The sequence below is a fragment of the Enterobacter ludwigii genome (assembly GCA_023023105.1).
Lineage (GTDB): Bacteria > Pseudomonadota > Gammaproteobacteria > Enterobacterales > Enterobacteriaceae > Enterobacter > Enterobacter adelaidei.
Map to the genome: position 1 here is coordinate 764,682 of CP083824.1, position 23,410 is coordinate 788,091.

The window sequence follows — 23,410 nt, forward strand, 5'->3', positions numbered from 1 at the left end:
TTGCACCTCAGGGTTGAGTGGCAAAGGATTTTGAGCAACAGCCTCAAATCCCTTCGCCGGCGTTATCCGGATCAGGTTCGACGGGTATTATCTCAGCGCACATCAGTGATGCAGCACCCCGTTGAGAACGGCGCTATTGTAATGATTTGGTGAATATTGCGAAAGCGTTATGGCTCCGGCGGGGCAAACCAGGCGGATTTAAAATCAAACCAGCCTAAGGTGTTCATCCGCAGGCCGCGCATACTGCGCTGACCCTGAATCATCAGCCAGTGATGGATCAGCGGCACAATCGCCTGCTGCGCGAGCAGTTGCTGACACCACGAGGCCAGGTTCATCTCACCTGCTCGCCACCGGGCGGCATCCTGCTGCCAGTCGCGTTCGATGCAGTGCTGGATCAGCGGCACTTCATACAGGTGAGAGAACAGCGAGAAATCGAGCGGTAGGGTGAAGTTGGCGCTGTTCAGCCAGATATCACTGACGATATCTCCGCGGTGCCATTCATCATAATCGACCTCCTGAATGTCGAGATGAACGCCTTCAGCAGCCAGCAGTTTGCTCATGATCCGGGCGATAAAGCGGTGCTCCACATGGTCACGGTAATAGGTCAACGTGATCGACTCCAGCCCGGCAGGCTTTTCACCGTGAACCGGTCGGGCGTGGTGCCAGCGTGGGAGCAGGCCGTAGGCCGGGAACCAGTATGTCTGGTATTGCTCTTCCGCCTGATAGATAAGGTTAGCCGGAGAGAGAATGTGGCTAACCCACCTGCGCACCTCGCGACTGGCGCCACGATGGCTGCGAGCGTCAAACAGCAGGTAATAGCAGCCTTCTTCAAGACGGCTTTCAACCGCTTTTTCCCCCTCGGTTGGCCCTTCCAGCGTTAAGCCGCAGCTCAGCTCTTCGCTGATGTCAGGCAGAACCCAGACGTTGACTTCATCGATCAGCGCGCGATAGCCAAAGTAGTCGTCAAAGGCGCGAATTTTAAGCTGGTTGCTGGTATTGCGCGTCACTGCGTAAGGGCCTGTCCCTACGGGCTGGCTGGCAAAATGAGGCAGAGATGCCCATTCGCGCGGCAGGATCATCGACGGAACATAGCCCATTAGCCACGGCAACCACTGGTCTGGCTCGGACAGTTCGATGTCAACGGTCCATGCTGTCGGGGAGTGGATCCGCGAGACATGGGCATACAGAGGAAGTGCGCGCGCGCGCTGAAGAGAGTCAATGACGTCGCTCATCTCCAGCTCGCGGCCGTGGTGAAAGTGGATGCCAGGGCGTAAAAAAAAGCGCCAGTGAAGCGGGGAAAGTTGCTGCCAGTGGTGCGCAATATCTGCTTCCAGTTCCCCATTTTCCTCATTTATGCGCGTCAGGCCGCTGAAGATTTGTCGGGCCATATGGGTTTCAGAGCGACGCAACGCCGTGCCGGGTAACAGATTTTTCATTGGCCGATAGTAGAGCACCCGCAGGATGTGTCGGCCCTGACGAAAACTGCGCCCGAGATGTGAAACCAGCATCTGGCGTACGGCCGCTTTGTCGCCGACCAGTTGCACCAGCTGATCGATGCGATCCTGCTCCAGCAAATCTTCTGCACGCTGCTGCTGTAGCGCTAACCCGGTATAGAGAAAGGTAAGACGCGAGCGTTTGCCGCGACCCGCCTCTGCTTCCCAGCTCAACCAGCCTTGCTGTTGCATGGTGTTAAGCAGGGTACGCATATGACGGCGAGAACAGCTGAGCAGGTCAGCCAGCTCGTTCAGCGTGGTCTCCTTCGATTGCCCCTCACAGCACTGCCAGAGGCGGATAAATTGTTGTTGCAGTCGACCGGAAGGCATAAAAGAGGAACTCCTGACAAATAATCAGCAATTTATTAATCCCTATATTAAGCCAATAATAGTTCCCGATGAAGTGAGGAGGTAAATTATGAAGAGGTCTACCGCACGTCAGTTTTATCAGCACTATTTTTCAGCGACAAAAGGAACGTCCTGGCTGGCCCGCCGGTGTGCAGAGCAACGGCTGAAAACGTTAGAAGAATTGATGCAGTGGGACGTTACAACACCGACCTCTTCCCGCTAACTCGCCTCGATCATGTGTGACTGAGTATTGGTGCTTATCACCCGCCAGCAAAATGTTTTTGCTGGCTTTTTTCGTTTATTCTTTCACCCGATTTCGATTCGCTTTCACAAGGATTTGCGCATGCTCTGGTTGATGACAATGGGGCGACGCCTGAATGGCGTCTACGCCGCTTTTATGCTGGTGTCCTTTATGATGGGCGTTGCGGGGGCGCTACAGGCGCCGACGCTGAGTCTGTTTCTCAGCCGGGAGGTAGGGGCGCAGCCGTTCTGGGTTGGCCTGTTTTATACCGTCAACGCCATTGCCGGGATTCTGGTCAGCCTGGGGCTGGCGAAACGATCGGATAGCCAGGGCGATCGCCGTAAACTGATCCTCTTTTGCTGTGCGATGGCCGTTGGCAATGCGTTACTCTTTGCCTTTAATCGTCATTATCTGACGCTCATCACCTGCGGCGTGCTGCTGGCGTCACTGGCCAATACCGCCATGCCGCAGCTGTTCGCACTGGCGCGTGAGTATGCTGACAATTCCGCGCGGGAAGTGGTGATGTTCAGTTCGGTGATGCGTGCTCAGCTTTCCCTGGCATGGGTTATTGGCCCGCCTCTGGCCTTCATGCTGGCATTGAATTACGGCTTTACCGCCATGTTCTCCATTGCGGCAGGCATTTTTGCGATAAGCCTGGTGTTGATTGCTTTCGCGCTGCCGTCTGTGGCGCGCGTCGAGCAGACAACGGACAAACCCATTACTCAGGTGAGCGGCTGGCAGGACAAAAATGTCCGCATGCTATTTATCGCCTCCACGCTGATGTGGACCTGCAACACGATGTATATCATCGACATGCCGCTGTGGATCAGCAGCTCCCTGGGGCTGCCGGATAAGCTCGCGGGGATCTTAATGGGAACCGCGGCCGGGCTGGAAATTCCGGCGATGATTCTGGCCGGGTATTACGTGAAGCGTTTTGGTAAACGCAGGATGATGGTCATTGCGGTGGCTGCCGGGGTGATGTTCTACGTGGGGCTGATCTTCTTCCACTCGCGGGAAGCGCTGCTGGCGCTACAGCTATTTAACGCTGTGTTTATTGGGATTGTTGCCGGAATAGGCATGCTCTGGTTCCAGGATTTAATGCCTGGCCGTGCGGGCTCGGCGACCACGCTTTTTACCAACAGTATTTCCACCGGGGTGATTCTGGCGGGGGTGATTCAGGGGGCGCTGTCGCAAAGCTATGGACATGCGTCGGTCTACTGGATGATTGCGGCGATTTCGTTGGTTACGCTTGGGCTGACCTGCCGCGTAAAAGACGTGTGATCGGATGAATGAGCGGAGCCCGGGTCTCCGGGCTCCGCAAACCTTTCTATTCCGAATACTGATATTTACGCTGTGCGCGTAAAGTCAGGTACATATGCACGAGACCCATAAATCCGTGTGCCCAGAAGTAGGTCTCAATAAAGACCGTCAGGAATTTATGCAAATCTAATACGGATTCCGTGACGGATGAAACCGGTCCGAGCGTGGCGTTCAGCACGAACCATACCGCTCCGCAGAGTGCAACGCCGAGCAGAGCCAGTACACCTAAGCCTTGCACCGTTGCCGCCATACCGCCAGCGTGAGCATCAGGAAGCTGACGTTGCAAGAGAGTGCGAATATCATCAACGATTCCGCTGAAGTCCAGTGCCAGCCACGCGAAGTAATACTTAAATCCGCGCTGGGTTAACATCCATGCCATCATGGCAATACCGCAAAAAATTAAACCAAAGCCTGAAATAACATGAACCCAGGTGACAATCGCGTTCAGACCCGATTCACCAAGTGCTTCGCTTTCAGTAAAGTTGGAATTAATAATCTGGGCCAGCACCAGTACTGCAACAAGAATGTGCAGTATGCGAAGAAAAGGGGTTTCTTTATGGGGAAGCGTATCGCGTATTGTTGGATTCATCGCTTTTTACCTCAATGATGAGAGAGCTGATGCGATGGAGTGTGACGCAGATTAATTAACGAAACCTTAACGATAAATAAAATGCATCACACCGTAACCATCTACACTATTTTAGTGTGCCGGATCAATATGCGTCATAACATTAAGCACATTAAATTTTTGCATCACGTTGTTTCTGGCCTTCACGGCAATTTCATGTCCTTCTTTTACGCTTAATTCTCCGTCGACTTCAAGATGAACATCGACAAGGGCTAAGTCGCCCATCTTGCGGGTTTTTAAGTCATGGATCCCGGCGACACCTTCGGTTTCGAGCAAACACGTTTTGATGTCGCGCTCAAGGTCAGGTTCAAGCGAACGATCCATCAGGTCGTGCAGCGCGTCAGCAGAGAATTTGTATCCCATATGAGCGATGAACATCCCGACAATCAGGGCTGCAACCAGGTCCATAGAGTGAAAGCCCATTAAATTCCCGGCTATACCAATGGCGACAACCACGGATGAAGCCGCGTCAGAACGGGCATGCCAGGCATTAGCTATCAGTAGTGAGGACTGGATGCGTTTTCCCGTTGCAAGCATGTATCTGAACAGACTTTCCTTAATCACTAAAGCCAGTATCGCTACCCATAGCGCGGCTCCTTTCACTGTCTGATGCGTCTCAGGGTGGAGCAGTTTATTGCCCGCCGACCAGAGCATTCCAATGCCCACAAGCAGCAAAATAGCACCAATAATGAGCTTTGCTCCGTTTTCGAAGCGAAGGTGACCGTAATGATGATCGATATCTGAGGCTTTCTGGCTTTTCTTGTTCGCAATCAGAACGACAAAATCAGAAGATAAATCGGAAAGAGAATGAATCCCATCAGCAATTAACCCTTGCGAGCCGGAAAATAGTCCTGCAACGATTTGAAAACCAGTGAGTAATATATTTATTACCACGCTAACCAATGTGCATTTATGTATTTCTTGAGAACGGAGGTGAGAATCATTGCTATTTTGCTTTTCCATTTAGATTTCCGCTGTAAGCCAACTTTTAGATTATCTTGCGCAGGCATTATTAAATTGACATTAAATATAATGTCATTAGCGGATATTTTTTCGAAAACGGCGTGTCAGGAGTGGTGGGTAAGGGAATAAAGCGAGGCCTGCAGAATAAACTGCAGGCCGGAGGTTTACTTCATAAACGCAGGCTGTTTGTGTTCGTAAGTTGCAATTGCTGCTTCGTGCTGGAGTGTTAAACCAATGCTGTCGAGACCGTTCAGCATGCAGTGACGACGGAACGCATCAATGCTGAAGCTGTAGGTCTTATCCCCGGCTTTCACGACTTCTGCTTCCAGATCCACCTCAAACGAAATACCTGGATTTGCCTGAACCAGAGCGAATAACTCGTCGACCTGCTCGTCCTTCAGTGTGACCGGCAAAAGCTGGTTGTTGAAACTGTTGCCGTAAAAGATATCCGCGAAACTTGGGGCGATAACCACTTTAAACCCGTAGTCGGTCAGGGCCCACGGAGCGTGCTCACGTGATGATCCGCAGCCAAAGTTTTCCCGCGCCAGCAGGATCGATGCGCCTTTATATTCCGGGAAGTTCAGAACGAATTCCGGGTTAGGGACTTCGCCTTTGTCATCCAGGAAACGCCAGTCGTTAAACAGATGGGCGCCAAATCCAGTGCGGGTGACCTTCTGCAAAAACTGCTTAGGAATGATCGCGTCGGTATCGACGTTAGCGGCGTCCAGAGGGACAACCAGGCCCGTATGTTGGGTAAATTTCTCTGCCATGATTGTCTCCTTATTTCAGGCTGCGAATGTCGGCGAAATGGCCGGTGACTGCCGCAGCGGCGGCCATTGCCGGGCTGACCAGATGGGTACGCCCACCGCGGCCCTGACGGCCTTCAAAGTTACGGTTGCTGGTGGAGGCACAGCGCTCGCCTGGATTCAGGCGGTCATTGTTCATGGCCAGACACATGGAGCAACCCGGCAGGCGCCACTCGAAACCTGCTTCGATAAAGATCTTATCCAGACCTTCGGCTTCGGCCTGGGCTTTTACCGGGCCGGAACCCGGAACCACCAGTGCCTGTACGCCTGGTGCCACTTTACGACCTTTGGCAATCTCTGCGGCAGCGCGCAAGTCTTCGATACGGGAGTTGGTGCAGGAGCCAATAAATACTTTATCAATGGTTACGTCGGTCAACGGAACGCCAGGTTTCAGCCCCATGTAAGCCAGCGCTTTTTCCGCACTGGCGCGCTCGACCGGGTCAGCGAAAGAGGCCGGATCGGGAATGTTGTCGTTGACAGAAATCACCTGGCCCGGGTTGGTTCCCCAGGTCACCTGAGGGGCAATCTCCTCTGCCTGCAGCGTGACAACCGTATCAAAGGTTGCCCCGTCGTCAGTTTTCAGGGTTTTCCAGTACGCGACGGCTTCGTCAAAATCATCTCCTTTCGGGGCATGCAGACGACCTTTGACATAGTTGAAGGTGGTTTCGTCTGGCGCAACCAGACCGGCTTTGGCACCCATCTCAATGGCCATATTGCACAGGGTCATACGGCCTTCCATGCTCAGCGCCTGGATGGCCTCGCCGCAGAATTCCACTACATGACCGGTGCCGCCTGCACTGCCGGTTTTGCCAATAATCGCCAGCACGATGTCTTTTGCCGTGATACCCGGAGCGGCTTTACCCTTCACTTCAATCTTCATGGTTTTGGCACGACCCTGTTTCAGGGTCTGCGTGGCCAGTACGTGTTCAACTTCAGAGGTACCGATACCGAAGGCCAGTGCGCCGAACGCGCCGTGGGTCGCGGTATGGGAGTCACCGCAGACGATGGTCATCCCCGGCAGGGTAATCCCTTGCTCAGGCCCCATTACGTGGACGATGCCCTGATACGGATGGTTCAGGTCGTACAGCTCAACGCCAAACTCGTTGCAGTTCTTAATCAATTCCTGCATCTGGATACGCGCCATCTCACCTGACGCGTTGATGTCTTTGGTCTGCGTGGAGACGTTGTGATCCATGGTCGCGAAGGTCTTACCCGGCTGACGCACTGGACGCTTGTGCGCGCGCAGCCCGTCGAATGCCTGAGGAGAGGTCACTTCGTGCACCAGATGACGGTCGATGTACAGCAGCGGGGTTTCGTTTGGTGCTTCGTAAACAACGTGCGCATCAAACAACTTTTCATATAAGGTCTTCGCCATGATTACACCCCTTCAGCGACATAGCGGGCAATGATGTCGCCCATTTCATCGGTACTGACTGCCGCCGTGCCGCGTGCTAAATCACCGGTACGGACGCCTTCTTCTAACGCCCGGTTAATGGCGTTTTCAATTGCGGTTGCTGCATCGCCTGCATCCAGGCTGTAGCGCAGCAGCAGGGCCAGGGAGAGGATCTGCGCAATCGGGTTAGCAATGTTTTTGCCTGCAATATCCGGTGCGGAACCGCCCGCCGGTTCGTACAGACCAAAACCTTCTTCATTCAGGCTTGCGGATGGCAGCATGCCCATGGAGCCGGTGATCATCGCGCACTCGTCAGAAAGAATGTCGCCGAACAGGTTGGAGCACAGCAGCACGTCAAACTGGGACGGATCTTTAATCAGCTGCATGGTCGCGTTGTCGATGTACATATGCGACAGCGCGACGTCCGGGTACTGCTTAGCGACTTCGCCGACGATCTCACGCCACAGAATGGATGACTGCAGCACGTTCGCTTTATCAATGGAGGTCACTTTATGGCGGCGTTTGCGCGCAGACTCAAAAGCAATGTGGGCGATACGTTCGATTTCAAAACGGTGATACACCTCGGTATCAAACGCTTTTTCATGCTGGCCGCTGCCTTCGCGGCCTTTTGGCTGACCAAAATAGATGCCGCCGGTCAGCTCACGCACGCACAGAATGTCGAAACCGTTAGCTGCGATATCGGCACGAAGCGGGCAGAACTCTTCCAGGCCCTGATACAGCTTCGCCGGACGCAGGTTGCTGAACAGCTTGAAATGCTTACGCAGCGGCAGCAGTGCGCCACGCTCTGGTTGCTCTGCCGGTGGCAGGTGTTCCCATTTTGGACCACCGACTGAACCAAACAGCACGGCATCGGCATTTTCGCAGCCTTCGACGGTCGCTTTTGGCAACGGCGTCCCGTGATTATCAATCGCAATGCCGCCTACATCGTAGTGGCTGGTGGTGATTTTCATCGCAAAACGCGAACGAACGGCTTCCAGTACTTTCAGCGCCTGTGCCATCACTTCCGGGCCAATACCGTCACCCGGCAACACAGCAATATGGTAATTCTTCGACATTACACGGTTTCCTTTTTGTTCTCTTTATTCTGAGCCTTGCGTTGCAACTCTTTTTCGACTTCAGCGGCGCGCCAGATGTTGTTCAGAACATGCACCATCGCTTTCGCGGAGGATTCAACAATATCGGTTGCCAGACCTACACCATGGAAACGGCGGCCATTGTGAGTGACAACAATGTCGACCTGGCCCAGCGCATCTTTGCCATGACCTTTTGCCGTCAGGTCATATTTCACCAGCTCAACATCGTATTCAGTAACACGGTTAATCGCCTGATAGATGGCATCGACAGGACCATTGCCGTTCGCGGCTTCCGCTTTAATTTCATCACCACAGGCCAGTTTGACTGAGGCGGTTGCGATATCGCTGGAGCCTGACTGCACGTTGAAGTAATCCAGACGGAAGTGCTCTGGTTCTTCCTGCTGCTTGTTAATAAAGGCCAGCGCTTCCAGGTCATAGTCGAACACCTGACCTTTTTTGTCGGCCAGTTTCAGGAACGCGTCGTACAACTGATCCATGTTGTAATCGCTGTCCTGATAACCCATCTCTTCCATACGGTGTTTTACTGCGGCACGACCGGAACGCGAAGTCAGGTTCAACTGCACCTGGTTCAGACCGATCGATTCCGGAGTCATGATTTCGTAGTTTTCACGGTTCTTCAGCACGCCATCCTGGTGTATACCGGAGGAGTGCGCGAAGGCGCCAGTGCCGACGATCGCTTTGTTGGCCGGAATAGGCATGTTGCAAATCTGGCTGACGGTCTGGCTGGTGCGCCAGATTTCGTTGTGATTGATGCGGGTGTGCACGTCCATAATGTCTTTGCGCACTTTAATCGCCATGATCACTTCTTCCAGCGAGCAGTTACCGGCACGTTCACCGATACCGTTCATCGCGCCTTCAACCTGACGCGCGCCGGCGTGTACCGCGGCTATAGCATTGCCAACGGCCAGACCCAAATCATCATGGGTATGAACAGAGATAATAGCTTTATCAATATTCGGTACGCGCTCATACAGGCCAGTGATGATGTTGGAGAACTCAAAAGGCATGGTGTAACCGACGGTGTCCGGGATGTTGATGGTTTTGGCACCGGCGTTGATTGCGGCTTCAACCACACGCGCCAGGTCTTCAATCGGCGTACGGCCTGCATCCTCACAGGAGAATTCAACGTCATCGGTGTAGTTGCGTGCGCGCTTCACCATGTACACCGCGCGTTCAATCACTTCATCCAGGGTGCTGCGCAATTTGGTTGCGATATGCATCGGTGAAGTAGCAATAAAGGTATGAATGCGGAAGGCTTCGGCAACTTTCAGTGACTCAGCCGCGACGTCGATATCTTTCTCTACGCAGCGCGCCAGACCACATACGCGGCTGTTTTTAATGGTACGCGCAATGGTCTGGACGGATTCGAAATCACCCGGAGACGAGACAGGGAAACCTACCTCCATCACGTCGACGCCCATACGTTCGAGAGCCAACGCGATCTGCAGTTTCTCTTTTACACTCAGGCTTGCCTGCAACGCCTGTTCACCGTCACGTAATGTGGTATCGAAAATAATGACTTGCTGGCTCATGGGTTAGGTCCTTGTCAGTCTTAGGGCGCCTTGCTACGAGCATAAAAAAACCCGCGCAGTGGCGCGGGTTTTTAGTCTTACTGGTGACGATTCAACGCTGAATTTCGCCCGCCAGTCTACCGCGCACAGTGGATGCGTTTAGTAGTAGTAGACCGGTGAAACGAATGGTGCGAATCATGAATCGTGCTCCGTTAAATTCAATATGCTTTTAGTGGTACTGGATACGGCCTTTCATGTCAACCCCTGACGATAAAAACGGACCTGAAGGGCGTAACAGGCAAGATGCCTGCATTAGCTAATTGTGCTGGATTTTACTTTCATGACCCGACTAATTGTCTAATTTTGGACTTGAAAAACAGATTGCTGAAACAAATAAATATAATTGGTATAAATTGAGTAAAACACGTCGCAGTGAATGCATTATGCTTAAATTATTTTAATATCATTAAGTTATGGGTTTGGTGAATGTTTTTGATGTCGTTTAAATGCCAATGGAGATAACAGGTTGTTAACCAACTGTAGATGAATGGCGTTAACAGTTTAATAATACTTAAGTCATCATTAACTTTATGGTGATTGTATATTGGTTTGGTTTATGGTTTCATTCCTGGCATAAAGTTAAGTGTATCATTTTTGCGATCTTTTGTTTTTTTAGTCTTTGCATCATCTTTATATATTCCGAATTTTAAATAATTCTCTTTTGCTAATCGTATTTGCATGATAAATCATATTTTCCGGGATTATTATCGTACCTTGGCAAAGGGAGTGTAGCGTGACAGTGGAGTCTGAAGTGCCAGAAAATAATATTAAACAACCTCAAACTTCTGATGGGATTAAACCGCAATTACGCACGGTGGATCTTAATCTTCTGACGGTGTTTGATGCTGTCATGCAGGAACAGAATATTACCCGCGCGGCACAAGCGCTGGGGATGTCACAACCTGCCGTGAGTAATGCCGTTGCCAGACTTAAGGTCATGTTTAACGACGAATTATTTGTTCGTTATGGGCGCGGGATCCAACCCACGGCGCGCGCATTCCAGTTATTCGGTTCTATCCGGCAGGCATTACAGCTGGTTCAAAATGAGTTGCCGGGGTCCGGCTTTGAACCCTTAAGCAGTGAGCGAGTATTCCATCTTTGTGTCTGTAGCCCATTAGATAATTATTTAACCTCGATTATTTATAATAAGGTTGAAGAAATTGCGCCGAATATCAACCTTGTTTTTAAGTCATCCTTAAATCAAAACACAGAACATCAGTTACGCTATCAGGAGACGGAGTTTGTTCTGGGATATGAAGAATTCCGTCGACCTGAATTCTCCTGCGTGCCGCTGTTTAAGGATGAAATGGTTTTAGTTGCCAGTAAAAAACACCCACGGCTGAATTCTCCACTACGAGAAAGTGATGTTTATAGTGAACAGCACGCCGTTGTAGCACTCGACAGATATGCTTCCTTTAGCCTGCCGTGGTATGACTCCGTGGATAAACAGGCCAGCGTGGCTTATCAGGGGATGGCAATGGTTAGCGTATTAAACGTTGTCTCACAGACTCAGCTGGTCGCTATTGCGCCGCGTTGGCTGGCAGAAGAGTTTTCCGACCCGTTAAATCTGCAAATATTGCCACTGCCGCTCAAGCTGAATAGCCGTACCTGTTATCTTTCCTGGCATGAAGCTGCGGGGCGTGACAAAGGACATCAGTGGATGGAAGAGTTGCTTATTAGCATTTGCCGCCGGTAAACGCATCAGGGTAAATTGCATCGATATATGTGATTTATCCTGACTTCATTTTGATTATTGATATTTTATTCTGTTGTGATTTTTTTTGGCTGCTATCAGGCTCGCAAAAATAGATGAATTACTGAATCATCGCGCTTTTTAGCGATGATTTATCATCGCATCCTCTAATGCCAGATGAATTGACCACATCGCCTCCCAATGTCTGTTTTTTCTGCTTTAAGTACCTCTTCTCTCTGCCGGTTTGCTAATTGCCTGCCTCATAACGAGCGGTTAAGGTAAGGATCACTCTGCAAAATATAAGATTGGTTTATCCCAATCGTAAGACGGTGCGGAAATGAATTCGGCAGTCCGTCTATAACAAAATGCCTGGAGGCAAAGCATGGAGATGTTGTCTGGCGCGGAAATGGTCGTGCGATCGCTTATCGATCAGGGCGTGAAGCAAGTGTTCGGCTACCCTGGCGGCGCAGTCCTTGATATCTATGATGCGCTGCATACGGTAGGTGGCATTGACCATGTTCTGGTACGCCACGAGCAGGCGGCAGTTCATATGGCTGACGGCCTGGCACGTGCAACGGGTGAAGTGGGCGTGGTCTTGGTCACGTCAGGTCCTGGTGCAACTAACGCCATCACCGGTATTGCAACGGCGTATATGGACTCTATCCCGCTGGTGATCCTCTCAGGGCAGGTGGCGACCTCACTGATCGGCTACGATGCGTTTCAGGAGTGCGACATGGTGGGGATTTCGCGTCCCGTTGTGAAGCACAGCTTCCTGGTAAAGCAAACCGAAGACATTCCTGGCATCCTGAAAAAGGCCTTCTGGCTGGCGGCAAGCGGGCGTCCGGGACCGGTGGTGGTCGATCTGCCTAAAGATATCCTGAACCCGGCAAACAAACTGCCTTATGTCTGGCCAGAATCGGTCAGCATGCGCTCTTATAACCCAACAACGCAGGGGCATAAAGGTCAGATCAAGCGAGCGTTGCAAACGCTTCTGGCGGCCAAAAAACCGGTGGTTTATGTCGGCGGCGGGGCGATCAATTCTGCCTGCGAAGTACAGCTTCGTGAACTGATTGAGAAGCTTAACCTTCCTGTAGCGTCATCGTTGATGGGGCTTGGGGCATTCCCGGCCACCCACCCTCAGGCGCTGGGAATGCTGGGTATGCACGGTACCTATGAAGCCAACATGACTATGCATCATTCTGACGTGATCTTTGCGGTCGGGGTGCGCTTTGACGATCGTACTACCAACAATCTGGCGAAGTATTGTCCGAACGCCACCGTGCTGCATATTGATATCGATCCGACGTCAATTTCAAAAACGGTGTCGGCGGATGTGCCGATCGTCGGTGATGCTCGTCAGGTTCTGGAGCAAATGCTGGATCTGCTGGCCCAGGAGAACGCTACCCAGCCGCTGGATGAGATCCGTGACTGGTGGCAGCAGATTGATCGGTGGCGTGCGCGCCAGTGTCTGAAATATGACACGCAAAGCGAAAACATTAAGCCGCAGGCGGTTATCGAAGCGGTGTGGCGACTGACGAAAGGTGAGGCTTACGTGACCTCAGACGTGGGGCAGCACCAGATGTTTGCCGCCCTGTATTACCCGTTTGATAAACCGCGACACTGGATCAACTCGGGCGGCTTAGGAACGATGGGCTTTGGTCTACCTGCGGCGCTGGGCGTGAAGCTGGCACTGCCGAATGAAACCGTCGTCTGCGTAACCGGGGACGGCAGTATCCAGATGAACATTCAGGAGTTGTCTACCGCGCTGCAGTATGAACTGCCGGTTCTCGTGCTGAACCTGAATAACGGCTACCTGGGTATGGTCAAACAGTGGCAGGATATGATCTATTCAGGCCGCCATTCACAGTCATATATGAAATCGCTGCCGGATTTTGTTCGTCTTGCTGAAGCTTACGGTCACGTTGGCATGCGGGTGACAGATCCAGCTGAGCTGGAAACGAAGCTCGCTGAAGCGCTTGAACACGTTAAAAACAACCGCCTCGTCTTTATGGATGTGATTGTTGATGGGACCGAGCACGTTTATCCGATGCATATTCGCGGTGGTGGTATGGATGAAATGTGGTTAAGCAAAACGGAGAGAACCTGATATGCGCCGGATATTATCTGTGTTACTGGAAAACGAGTCTGGCGCACTGTCGCGCGTCATTGGGCTATTTGCGCAGCGCGGCTATAACATTGAAAGCCTGACCGTTGCACCGACGGACGATCCGACGCTGTCGCGGATGACCATTCAAACCGTCGGCGATGCCAAAGTGCTTGAGCAAATTGAGAAGCAACTGCATAAGCTGGTTGATGTACTGCGCGTGAGCGAGCTGGGGCAGGGGGCCTATGTTGAGCGTGAGGTCATGCTGGTGAAAATCCAGGCCACCGGCTACGGACGTGAGGAGGTCAAACGCAGTGCGGATATCTTCCGTGGGCAGATTATCGACGTCACGCCTTCCCTCTATACGGTTCAACTGGTCGGTACAAGTGACAAGCTGGATGCTTTCCTGGCGTCCGTGCGGGATGTAGCAAAAATTGTTGAGGTCGCGAGATCGGGCGTGGTTGGCCTGTCACGCGGCGAGAAAATCATGCGTTAGTTGTCAAAAAGGTTCGCCTCTTTCAGCCCGGTCACCAAAGCCGGGCTTTTTTTTGCGTAATCAGCCGACAACGCAGATAAAAGCGGTTGCCGCGAAGGCTTTTCTGCGTTTAGATGTTAAAAGATTTAACCATAACCTTGACAGGGCCATGGACTCTTTTCTTTTTTTAAGGGGCAATTGTGAAACTGGATGAAATCGCCCGGCTAGCCGGCGTGTCACGAACAACGGCCAGCTATGTGATTAACGGTAAAGCAAAGCAGTACCGTGTCAGCGATAAGACCGTTGAAAAAGTTATGGCGGTGGTTCGTGAACATAACTACCATCCGAATGCTGTCGCAGCCGGTTTGCGTGCCGGGCGCACCCGCTCTATTGGTCTGGTGATCCCGGATCTGGAAAACACCAGCTACACCCGTATCGCTAACTATCTTGAACGTCAGGCTCGCCAGCGTGGCTATCAATTGCTGATTGCCTGCTCGGAAGACCAGCCCGACAACGAGATGCGCTGCATTGAGCACCTGCTCCAGCGTCAGGTGGATGCCATCATCGTTTCGACCTCTTTGCCGCCAGAGCATCCGTTTTATCAGCGCTGGGCTAACGATTCGTTCCCGATTGTTGCGCTGGATCGCGCCCTGGATCGCGAACACTTCACCAGTGTTGTGGGAGCCGATCAGGATGATGCGGAAATGCTGGCTGCAGAGCTAAGAACCTTTCCGGCTGAAACCGTGCTTTATCTTGGCGCGCTGCCGGAGCTGTCTGTGAGCTTCCTCCGTGAACAGGGATTCAGGACCGCCTGGAAAGACGATCCGCGTGAGGTTCACTATCTCTATGCTAACAGCTATGAACGTGAAGCAGCCGCGCAGCTGTTCGAGAAATGGCTGGAGACGCACCCGATGCCTCAGGCATTGTTCACCACCTCGTTTGCTCTTCTGCAAGGTGTAATGGATGTGACCTTACGTCGGGAAGGTAAGCTGCCATCAGACCTGGCCATTGCCACTTTCGGTGATAACGAACTGCTCGATTTCCTCCAGTGCCCGGTGCTGGCGGTGGCGCAACGTCATCGTGATGTGGCTGAACGTGTACTGGAGATTGTGCTGGCGAGCCTGGATGAGCCGCGGAAACCGAAGCCGGGCCTGACTCGTATCAAACGTAATCTCTACCATCGCGGAATTTTAAGCCGCAACAAATGAAATGACTGGGGCGGCGAAATCTGCCCCATTTTGTTGTAATAATTCGCATAGATAATTCCCTGACAGAAATTAGGATAATTCCTTAGGAATCATAATCGGCTATTTCTCTTAATTCATTTTGACTTTTAAAATGAGCGTCAAAGAACTTTTAAGCGGGTTTAAGCACCTATTTTTGTATTGTTTTGTTACAAAGCCTATTCGGTCGATGAATATTCAGACGTTTTTCCTTCTCCTGTGTCCGCTTGCATGCCAGCCGCCGTGCTTATTGAGCGCGGTGATGAATCTGGCGCTGTTATCCCCTGAGAATCTGTCATAAAATGCTGCCCGCGTCGCAAACTGACACTTTATATTTATCTGCGATGATATTGAGTGAGTCTTAACGCTCGTGTGCATATTCGGTTTTTTTCTTACAAATATTCATAACGTTAATTTTGCCTCGCCAGTTGTGCAGTTATTAACCAGGACTGTTTAACTCTGTAAATAGAGGGCATTTGAGTCCTTACAGGGAGAGTCCTGGCTTGACAAGCTTTTCCCTCGCTCCGTAAACTCCTTTAGGTGGGAATTTGTGGGTTAAAGTGGTGAGGAGGGGTGAGACTGGCATGTTCCGTGGAGCTACGTTAGTCAATCTCGACAGCAAAGGGCGTTTATCGGTACCAACCCGATACCGCGACCAGCTGATTGAGAACGCTGCGGGTCAAATGGTTTGCACCATTGACATTAACTCCCCCTGCCTGCTGCTTTACCCCTTGCCTGAATGGGAAATTATTGAGCAAAAGCTGTCGCGACTGTCGAGCATGAACCCGCAGGAACGCCGCGTGCAGCGGTTGTTATTGGGACATGCGAGTGAGTGTCAGATGGATAACGCAGGGCGATTACTGATTGCACCTGTGTTGCGGCAACATGCCGGTCTGACCAAAGAAGTGATGCTGGTCGGGCAGTTCAACAAGTTTGAACTGTGGGACGAAACGACCTGGTATCAACAGGTCAAGGAAGATATCGACGCTGAGCAGTCTGATTCTGCAACATTATCGGAACGGCTGCAGGACTTGTCTCTATAAATATGATGGAAAATTATAAACATACAACGGTGTTACTGGACGAGGCCGTTAACGGCCTGAATATTCGTCCGGATGGCATCTACATTGATGGCACTTTTGGTCGCGGTGGCCATTCGCGTTTGATCCTCTCCCAACTTGGAGCGGAAGGACGTCTGCTGGCAATCGATCGCGATCCGCAGGCGATTGCTGTGGCGCAAACCATCGATGACCCACGCTTTTCCATCGTGCATGGACCTTTCTCTGCGCTCGCGGAATATGTTGCTGAGCGCGGCCTGACGGGCAAGATCGACGGGATTCTTCTCGATCTTGGCGTCTCTTCACCACAGCTTGATGACGCTGAACGTGGCTTTTCCTTTATGCGTGATGGTCCGCTGGACATGCGTATGGACCCGACTCGTGGCCAATCTGCTGCTGAGTGGTTACAGACTGCTGACGAAGCCGATATTGCATGGGTAATCAAAACCTTCGGCGAGGAGCGCTTTGGCAAACGTATTGCGCGCGCCATTGTTGAGCGTAACCGCATTGAGCCAATGACCCGCACTAAAGAGCTGGCCGAGGTGATCGCGGCGGCGACACCGGTGAAGGATAAACACAAACATCCCGCGACCCGTACCTTCCAGGCGGTTCGCATCTGGGTAAACAGTGAACTGGAGGAAATAGAGCTGGCGCTAAAAAGCTCGCTCGACGTGCTGGCCCCGGGTGGGCGGTTATCCATCATCAGCTTCCATTCGCTGGAAGACCGTATTGTGAAACGCTTTATGCGTGAACAAAGCCGCGGTCCACAAGTCCCAGCGGGGCTGCCGATGACGGAAGAACAACTCAGGAAGCTGGGTGGCCGTCAGTTGCGAGCATTAGGCAAGTTGATGCCGGGCGAAGAAGAGGTGGCAGAGAATCCACGTGCCCGTAGTTCAGTGCTGCGTGTTGCAGAGAGGACGAACGCATGATCAGCAGAGTGACAGAGACCCTAAGCAAAGTTAAGGATTCGTTAGGAAGCAACGAGCGCCATGCCTTGCCTGGCGTGATCGGCGACGATCTTTTGCGGTTTGGGAAGCTGCCACTCTGCTTGTTCATTTGCATCATTGTGACGGCAGTAACGGTGGTCACCACAGCCCACCACACTCGTTTATTAACTGCGCAGCGCGAGCAGATGGTACTGGAACGCGATGCGCTGGATATTGAATGGCGAAATCTGATCCTTGAAGAAAACGCGCTCGGCGATCACAGCCGGGTTGAACGGATCGCAACGGAAAAGCTGCAACTGCAGCATGTTGATCCTTCCCAGGAAAATATCGTAGTACAAAAATAAGGGAAAACGCGACGCATGAAAGCAGCGGCAAAAACGCTAAAACCAAAACGTCAGGAAGAACAGGCCAACTTTGTCAGTTGGCGTTTTGCGTTGCTTTGCGGCTGCATTTTACTGGCACTGGGTTTTCTGCTGGGACGCGTGGCATGGTTACAAATCGTCGCGCCTGACATGCTGGTACGTCAGGGCGATATGCGCTCTCTGCGTGTCCAGGAGGTCTCGACTTCCCGCGGGATGATCACTGACCGCTCAGGCCGTCCGTTGGCGGTGAGTGTGCCGGTCAAAGCGATCTGGGCTGACCCGAAAGAGCTGCACGATGCTGGGGGGATCACCCTCGATAACCGCTGGAAAGCGCTCTCCGATGCTCTGAAAATGCCGCTGGACCAGCTTGCCTCCCGCGTCAACGCTAACCCGAAAGGGCGTTTTATCTATCTGGCGCGTCAGGTGAACCCTGACATGGCTGACTACATTCGCAAACTGAAGCTGCCGGGCATTCATCTTCGTGAGGAATCCCGCCGTTATTACCCTTCCGGCGAAGTAACTGCTCACCTCATTGGCTTCACTAACGTCGATAGCCAGGGGATTGAGGGCGTTGAAAAAAGTTTCGATAAGTGGCTCACCGGCCAGCCGGGCGAGCGAATCGTGCGTAAAGACCGCTATGGTCGCGTGATCGAAGATATCTCGTCCACGGACAGCCAGGCGGCACACAACCTGGCGCTGAGTATTGATGAGCGCTTGCAGGCGCTGGTCTACCGCGAGCTGAACAATGCTGTGGCTTTCAACAAAGCGGAGTCAGGTAGCGCCGTGCTGGTGGATGTCAGCACGGGCGAAGTGCTGGCGATGGCCAACAGTCCATCCTACAACCCGAACAACTTTACCGGCACCGCAAAAGACGCGATGCGTAACCGGGCGATCACCGACGTGTTCGAGCCGGGCTCGACGGTGAAACCGATGGTGGTGATGACGGCGCTGCAGCGAGGCATCGTCAATGAAAACACGGTTCTGAACACGATCCCTTACCGTATTAACGGCCACGAGATTAAAGACGTGGCACGCTACAGCGAATTAACCCTGACCGGGGTGTTACAGAAGTCGAGTAACGTCGGTGTTTCAAAACTGGCGTTAGCGATGCCGTCCTCAGCGTTAGTAGAGACTTACTCACGTTTTGGACTGGGAAAGGCGACCAATTTGGGGTTGGTCGGAGAACGCAGTGGCTTATATCCTCAAAAACAACGGTGGTCTGACATAGAGAGGGCCACCTTCTCTTTCGGCTACGGGCTAATGGTAACCCCGTTACAGTTAGCGCGAGTCTACGCAACGATTGGCAGCTACGGCGTTTATCGTCCGCTGTCGATTACCAAAGTTGATCCACCGGTTCCTGGAGAGAGAATCTTCCCGGAATCTATCGTTCGTACCGTTGTGCATATGATGGAAAGCGTGGCACTGCCTGGTGGCGGTGGCGTAAAAGCGGCGATCAAAGGCTATCGTATCGCCATAAAAACCGGTACGGCGAAAAAAGTGGGGCCAGACGGCCGCTATATCAACAAATACATTGCCTACACCGCAGGCGTTGCGCCTGCAAGCAATCCGCGTTTTGCGCTGGTGGTCGTCATTAACGATCCACAGGCGGGTAAATACTACGGCGGCGCCGTCTCCGCGCCTGTGTTCGGGGCCATCATGGGCGGCGTATTGCGCACCATGAATATTGAACCGGATGCGCTGGCGACGGGCGAAAAAAGTGAATTTGTAATTAATCAAGGCGAGGGTACAGGTGGCAGATCGTAATTTGCGCGACCTTCTCGCTCCGTGGGTGCCAAATGCACCGGAGCGAGCACTGCGAGAAATGGTACTGGACAGCCGCGTGGCTGCATCTGGCGATCTTTTTGTGGCGGTGGTCGGTCATCAGGCGGACGGGCGTCGTTATATCCCGCAGGCGATTGCGCAAGGTGTTGCTGCCATTATTGCTGAGGCCAAAGATGAGGCAACCGACGGTGAGATCCGTGAGATGCACGGGGTGCCGGTTATCTATCTCAGCCAGTTAAATGAGCGTCTTTCCGCGCTGGCGGGGCGTTTCTACCACGAACCTTCCGACCAATTACGTCTGGTTGGCGTGACGGGAACAAACGGAAAAACCACCACCACACAACTCATGGCGCAATGGGCGCAACTGCTGGGTGAAACCGGTGCGGTGATGGGTACCGTAGGTAACGGCCTGCTGGGTAAAGTGAGCCCGACGGAAAATACCACCGGATCAGCGGTTGATGTACAGCATGTCCTTGCTGGTCTGGCAGAGCAGGGGGCAACCTTTGCTGCAATGGAAGTTTCTTCGCATGGACTGGTACAGCACCGTGTGGCGGCGTTGAAATTTGCAGCCTCTGTGTTCACTAACCTGAGCCGCGATCACCTCGATTATCATGGTGATATGGAGCATTACGAAGCCGCAAAATGGCTGCTCTACTCCACGCACCACTGCGGACAGGCCATCATCAACGCCGATGACGAAGTGGGGCGTCGCTGGCTGGCTAAGCTGCCAGACGCGGTTGCGGTGTCAATGGAAGATCATATTAACCCTAACTGCCATGGTCGCTGGTTGAAGGCCGTTAAGGTGAACTACCACGATAGCGGTGCCACCATCCTCTTTACCTCTTCCTGGGGGGAAGGGGAAATTGAAAGCCGTCTGATGGGGGCGTTTAACGTCAGCAACCTGCTGCTGGCCCTGGCAACATTACTGGCGCTGGGCTATCCGATGGCTGAACTGCTGAAAACTGCCGAACGTCTGCAGCCGGTTTGTGGCCGCATGGAAGTGTTTAGCGCGCCAGGTAAACCGACCGTGGTCGTTGATTATGCCCACACGCCGGATGCGCTGGAAAAAGCGCTGGAAGCGGCGCGCCTGCACTGTGCCGGTAAACTCTGGTGCGTGTTTGGCTGCGGCGGCGATCGCGACAAAGGCAAACGTCCGTTGATGGGTGCCATTGCTGAGCAATTCGCGGATATTCCTGTCGTAACCGATGACAACCCGCGTACCGAAGAGCCGCGCGCCATTATCAACGATATTCTGGCTGGTATGCTGGACGCAGGTCGTGCGCGTGTTGTTGAAGGTCGTGCCGAAGCGGTAACGAACACCATCATGCAGGCGCAGGAAAATGACGTGGTGCTGCTGGCCGGTAAAGGCCATGAAGATTATCAGATTGTTGGCAATCGTCGTCTGGACTACTCGGACCGCGTAACGGCAGCACGTCTGCTGGGAGTGGTGGCATGATTAGCATCACGTTAAGTCAGGCTGCTACGGTACTGCACGGCGAATTGCTGGGTCAGGATCTGACCATTGACGCCGTGACGACCGACACCCGCAAAGTCACTGCAGGTTGTCTGTTTGTGGCGCTAAAAGGTGAGCGTTTTGACGCGCATGATTTTGCACAGCAGGCCAAAGAAAATGGCGCTGGTGCGCTGCTGGTTAGCCGTAAACTGGCTGTCGATCTGCCGCAGATTGTGGTGAAGGATACGCGTCTCGCTTTTGGCGAGCTGGCGGCATGGGTGCGACAGCAAGTCCCTACTCGTGTCGTGGCCCTGACCGGGTCCTCTGGCAAAACGTCCGTGAAAGAAATGACCGCAGCCATTCTAAGTCAGTGCGGAAATACGCTTTATACCGCAGGCAACCTCAATAATGACGTCGGCGTGCCGATGACATTACTTCGCCTGACCAAAGAGCACGAATTTGCTGTTATCGAGCTGGGGGCAAACCACCAGGGTGAAATTGCCTGGACCGTGAGTTTGACTCGCCCGGAAGCGGCGCTGGTGAATAACCTGGCGGCTGCGCATCTGGAAGGCTTTGGCTCGCTGGAAGGTGTGGCGAAAGCGAAAGGTGAGATCTATACCGGCCTGCCTGTTGACGGCATTGCCATTATGAATGCCGACAACAATGACTGGCTGAACTGGCAGAGCATTATTGGCTCGCGTAAAACCTGGCGCTTTTCGCCGAATGCGGCCAACAGTGATTTTACCGCAACCAATATTCATGTGGCGTCGCATGGCACGGAATTCACGCTCACTACCCCAACCGGGGGCGTCGATGTGCTGCTGCCACTGCCGGGTCGCCATAATATCGCCAATGCACTTGCGGCGGCGGCGTTGTCGACGGCGGTAGGTGCCTCGCATGAGGCGATTAAAACCGGGCTGGCAAATTTAAAAGCCGTACCGGGACGCTTGTTCCCTATCCAGCTTGCTGACAACAAACTGCTGCTGGATGACTCCTACAACGCGAACGTCGGTTCGATGACGGCTGCGGTGCAGGTGCTGTCTGAGATGCCGGGCTACCGCATCATGGTAGTGGGTGATATGGCTGAGCTGGGCGACGAAAGCGAAGCCTGCCACACCCAGGTCGGTGAAGCGGCGAAAGCGGCGGGACTGGACTGCGTATTGAGCGCAGGAAAACTGAGCCAGGCGATTAGCCAGGCCAGCGGCGTTGGTGAGCATTTTGCCGATAAAGCTGCGTTGATTAAACGCCTCAACGCGTTGATTGCAGAAAAACAAATTGTGACAGTACTTGTGAAAGGTTCACGTAGTGCCGCCATGGAAGAGGTTGTGCACGCATTACAGGAGAACGGGACATGTTAGTTTGGCTGGCCGAGCATTTGGTCAAATATTACTCAGGCTTTAACGTCTTTTCCTATCTGACGTTTCGCGCCATTGTCAGCCTGCTGACTGCGCTGTTCATCTCGTTGTGGATGGGTCCGCGCATGATTGCCCGTCTGCAAAAACTCTCTTTTGGCCAGGTTGTGCGTAACGATGGTCCGGAGTCGCACTTCAGCAAACGTGGTACCCCTACCATGGGTGGGATCATGATCCTGACTGCCATCGTGGTATCAGTATTGCTGTGGGCGTACCCGTCAAACCCGTACGTCTGGTGTGTGCTGACCGTCCTGATTGGCTACGGCATTATTGGCTTTGTCGATGACTACCGCAAAGTGGTGCGTAAAGACACCAAGGGCCTGATCGCCCGCTGGAAGTACTTCTGGATGTCGGTGATTGCGCTGGGCGTAGCCTTTGCGCTGTACCTGGCTGGAAAAGACACACCGGCCACCGAGCTGGTGGTACCGTTCTTTAAAGACGTGATGCCGCAACTTGGGTTGTTCTACATCCTGCTGGCGTATTTCGTCATTGTTGGCACCGGTAACGCCGTCAACCTGACCGATGGACTGGATGGTCTGGCGATTATGCCAACCGTCTTCGTGGCCGCGGGTTTTGCGCTGGTAGCGTGGGCGACCGGTAACATGAACTTTGCCAACTATTTGCACATTCCTTATCTGCGACACGCGGGTGAGCTGGTGATCGTCTGTACGGCGATCGTCGGTGCGGGACTGGGCTTCCTGTGGTTCAACACCTACCCGGCGCAGGTCTTTATGGGTGATGTTGGTTCCCTGGCTTTGGGCGGTGCGCTCGGCATCATTGCCGTTCTGCTGCGTCAGGAGTTCCTGCTGGTGATCATGGGGGGGGTGTTTGTGGTTGAAACCCTGTCGGTGATTTTGCAGGTCGGTTCCTTCAAGCTGCGTGGTCAGCGCATCTTCCGTATGGCACCGATCCACCACCACTATGAACTGAAAGGCTGGCCGGAACCGCGCGTCATTGTGCGCTTCTGGATTATTTCGCTGATGCTGGTGCTGATTGGCCTGGCAACGCTGAAGGTACGTTAAT

At 52.9% G+C, this 23,410-nt stretch carries 21 protein-coding genes and 1 riboswitch; of the genes, 13 read left to right on the forward strand and 8 right to left on the reverse strand.

Translation table 11 applies throughout. The features are described 5' to 3' along the window. Positions 1-30: 30 nt before the first annotated feature. Positions 31-131, reverse strand: a riboswitch (TPP riboswitch). A gap of 36 nt (positions 132-167) precedes the next feature. Continuing rightward, positions 168-1,823: an HTH-type transcriptional regulator SgrR gene (sgrR, locus tag LCD46_03565; protein ID UOY71426.1), complete on the reverse strand. Its 1,656-nt coding sequence runs from the start codon at positions 1,821-1,823 to the stop codon at positions 168-170. An 88-nt stretch (positions 1,824-1,911) separates the two neighbouring features. Here sgrR and LCD46_03570 point away from each other — a divergent pair, with 88 nt between their 5' ends. Next, the gene (locus LCD46_03570; protein UOY71427.1) at positions 1,912-2,064 is read left to right on the forward strand and encodes a glucose uptake inhibitor SgrT; all 153 of its coding nucleotides are present in this window, start codon (positions 1,912-1,914) and stop codon (positions 2,062-2,064) included. A gap of 120 nt (positions 2,065-2,184) precedes the next feature. Then, positions 2,185-3,363, forward strand: a complete 1,179-nt coding sequence (locus tag LCD46_03575; protein ID UOY71428.1) for a sugar efflux transporter — start codon at positions 2,185-2,187, stop codon at positions 3,361-3,363. A 46-nt stretch (positions 3,364-3,409) separates the two neighbouring features. Here the strand turns inward: LCD46_03575 and LCD46_03580 are convergent, their stop codons facing one another. From LCD46_03580 to leuL, 7 genes are all read right to left on the reverse strand, one after another. Continuing rightward, positions 3,410-3,991 carry a cytochrome b/b6 domain-containing protein gene (locus LCD46_03580; protein UOY71429.1) on the reverse strand — a complete coding sequence of 194 codons (582 nt, stop codon included), beginning with the start codon at positions 3,989-3,991 and terminating at the stop codon, positions 3,410-3,412. Between the two features lie 111 nt (positions 3,992-4,102). Beyond that, positions 4,103-4,993 carry a cation diffusion facilitator family transporter gene (locus tag LCD46_03585; protein UOY71430.1) on the reverse strand — a complete coding sequence of 297 codons (891 nt, stop codon included), beginning with the start codon at positions 4,991-4,993 and terminating at the stop codon, positions 4,103-4,105. Positions 4,994-5,157: 164 nt separating this feature from the next. Further along, positions 5,158-5,763, reverse strand: coding sequence for a 3-isopropylmalate dehydratase small subunit (gene leuD, locus LCD46_03590; protein UOY71431.1), 606 nt, complete (start codon positions 5,761-5,763; stop codon positions 5,158-5,160). Positions 5,764-5,773: 10 nt separating this feature from the next. Next, on the reverse strand, positions 5,774-7,174 hold the full coding sequence (gene leuC / locus LCD46_03595) for a 3-isopropylmalate dehydratase large subunit (GenBank protein UOY71432.1): 1,401 nt from the start codon (positions 7,172-7,174) through the stop codon (positions 5,774-5,776). A 2-nt stretch (positions 7,175-7,176) separates the two neighbouring features. Then, positions 7,177-8,268, reverse strand: coding sequence for a 3-isopropylmalate dehydrogenase (leuB, locus tag LCD46_03600; GenBank protein UOY71433.1), 1,092 nt, complete (start codon positions 8,266-8,268; stop codon positions 7,177-7,179). Beyond that, complete coding sequence (gene leuA / locus LCD46_03605; GenBank protein UOY71434.1) at positions 8,268-9,839, reverse strand: 2-isopropylmalate synthase; 1,572 nt, start codon at positions 9,837-9,839, stop codon at positions 8,268-8,270. The genes leuB and leuA overlap by 1 nt, the downstream gene beginning before the upstream one ends. Positions 9,840-9,930: 91 nt before the next feature. Further along, positions 9,931-10,017, reverse strand: coding sequence for a leu operon leader peptide (gene leuL / locus LCD46_03610; GenBank protein UOY72885.1), 87 nt, complete (start codon positions 10,015-10,017; stop codon positions 9,931-9,933). 612 nt (positions 10,018-10,629) lie between these two features. Here leuL and leuO point away from each other — a divergent pair. The 11 genes from leuO to mraY all read left to right on the forward strand — a co-directional run bounded on the left by leuO (position 10,630) and on the right by mraY (position 23,409). Then, positions 10,630-11,574 carry a transcriptional regulator LeuO gene (leuO, locus tag LCD46_03615; protein ID UOY72886.1) on the forward strand — a complete coding sequence of 315 codons (945 nt, stop codon included), beginning with the start codon at positions 10,630-10,632 and terminating at the stop codon, positions 11,572-11,574. A 379-nt stretch (positions 11,575-11,953) separates the two neighbouring features. Further along, complete coding sequence (ilvI, locus tag LCD46_03620) at positions 11,954-13,678, forward strand: acetolactate synthase 3 large subunit (GenBank protein ID UOY71435.1); 1,725 nt, start codon at positions 11,954-11,956, stop codon at positions 13,676-13,678. Position 13,679: 1 nt separating this feature from the next. Beyond that, positions 13,680-14,171, forward strand: a complete 492-nt coding sequence (ilvN, locus tag LCD46_03625) for an acetolactate synthase small subunit (protein UOY71436.1) — start codon at positions 13,680-13,682, stop codon at positions 14,169-14,171. A gap of 179 nt (positions 14,172-14,350) precedes the next feature. Next, positions 14,351-15,358, forward strand: a complete 1,008-nt coding sequence (gene cra / locus LCD46_03630) for a catabolite repressor/activator (protein UOY71437.1) — start codon at positions 14,351-14,353, stop codon at positions 15,356-15,358. A 599-nt stretch (positions 15,359-15,957) separates the two neighbouring features. Then, positions 15,958-16,416 carry a division/cell wall cluster transcriptional repressor MraZ gene (gene mraZ, locus LCD46_03635; protein UOY71438.1) on the forward strand — a complete coding sequence of 153 codons (459 nt, stop codon included), beginning with the start codon at positions 15,958-15,960 and terminating at the stop codon, positions 16,414-16,416. Between the two features lie 2 nt (positions 16,417-16,418). Further along, a complete protein-coding gene (gene rsmH, locus LCD46_03640; protein UOY71439.1) occupies positions 16,419-17,360 on the forward strand; it encodes a 16S rRNA (cytosine(1402)-N(4))-methyltransferase RsmH in 942 nt (313 codons plus the stop codon). Next, positions 17,357-17,722, forward strand: coding sequence for a cell division protein FtsL (gene ftsL / locus LCD46_03645; GenBank protein UOY71440.1), 366 nt, complete (start codon positions 17,357-17,359; stop codon positions 17,720-17,722). Before rsmH ends, ftsL begins: the two co-directional genes overlap by 4 nt. 15 nt (positions 17,723-17,737) lie before the next feature. After that, on the forward strand, positions 17,738-19,504 hold the full coding sequence (locus LCD46_03650; GenBank protein ID UOY71441.1) for a peptidoglycan glycosyltransferase FtsI: 1,767 nt from the start codon (positions 17,738-17,740) through the stop codon (positions 19,502-19,504). Next, a complete protein-coding gene (gene murE, locus LCD46_03655) occupies positions 19,491-20,978 on the forward strand; it encodes a UDP-N-acetylmuramoyl-L-alanyl-D-glutamate--2,6-diaminopimelate ligase (GenBank protein UOY71442.1) in 1,488 nt (495 codons plus the stop codon). Before LCD46_03650 ends, murE begins: the two co-directional genes overlap by 14 nt. Further along, complete coding sequence (gene murF, locus LCD46_03660; GenBank protein ID UOY71443.1) at positions 20,975-22,333, forward strand: UDP-N-acetylmuramoyl-tripeptide--D-alanyl-D-alanine ligase; 1,359 nt, start codon at positions 20,975-20,977, stop codon at positions 22,331-22,333. The genes murE and murF overlap by 4 nt, the downstream gene beginning before the upstream one ends. Then, on the forward strand, positions 22,327-23,409 hold the full coding sequence (gene mraY, locus LCD46_03665) for a phospho-N-acetylmuramoyl-pentapeptide-transferase (protein UOY71444.1): 1,083 nt from the start codon (positions 22,327-22,329) through the stop codon (positions 23,407-23,409). The genes murF and mraY overlap by 7 nt, the downstream gene beginning before the upstream one ends. The last annotated feature ends 1 nt before the right edge of the window (position 23,410 follow it).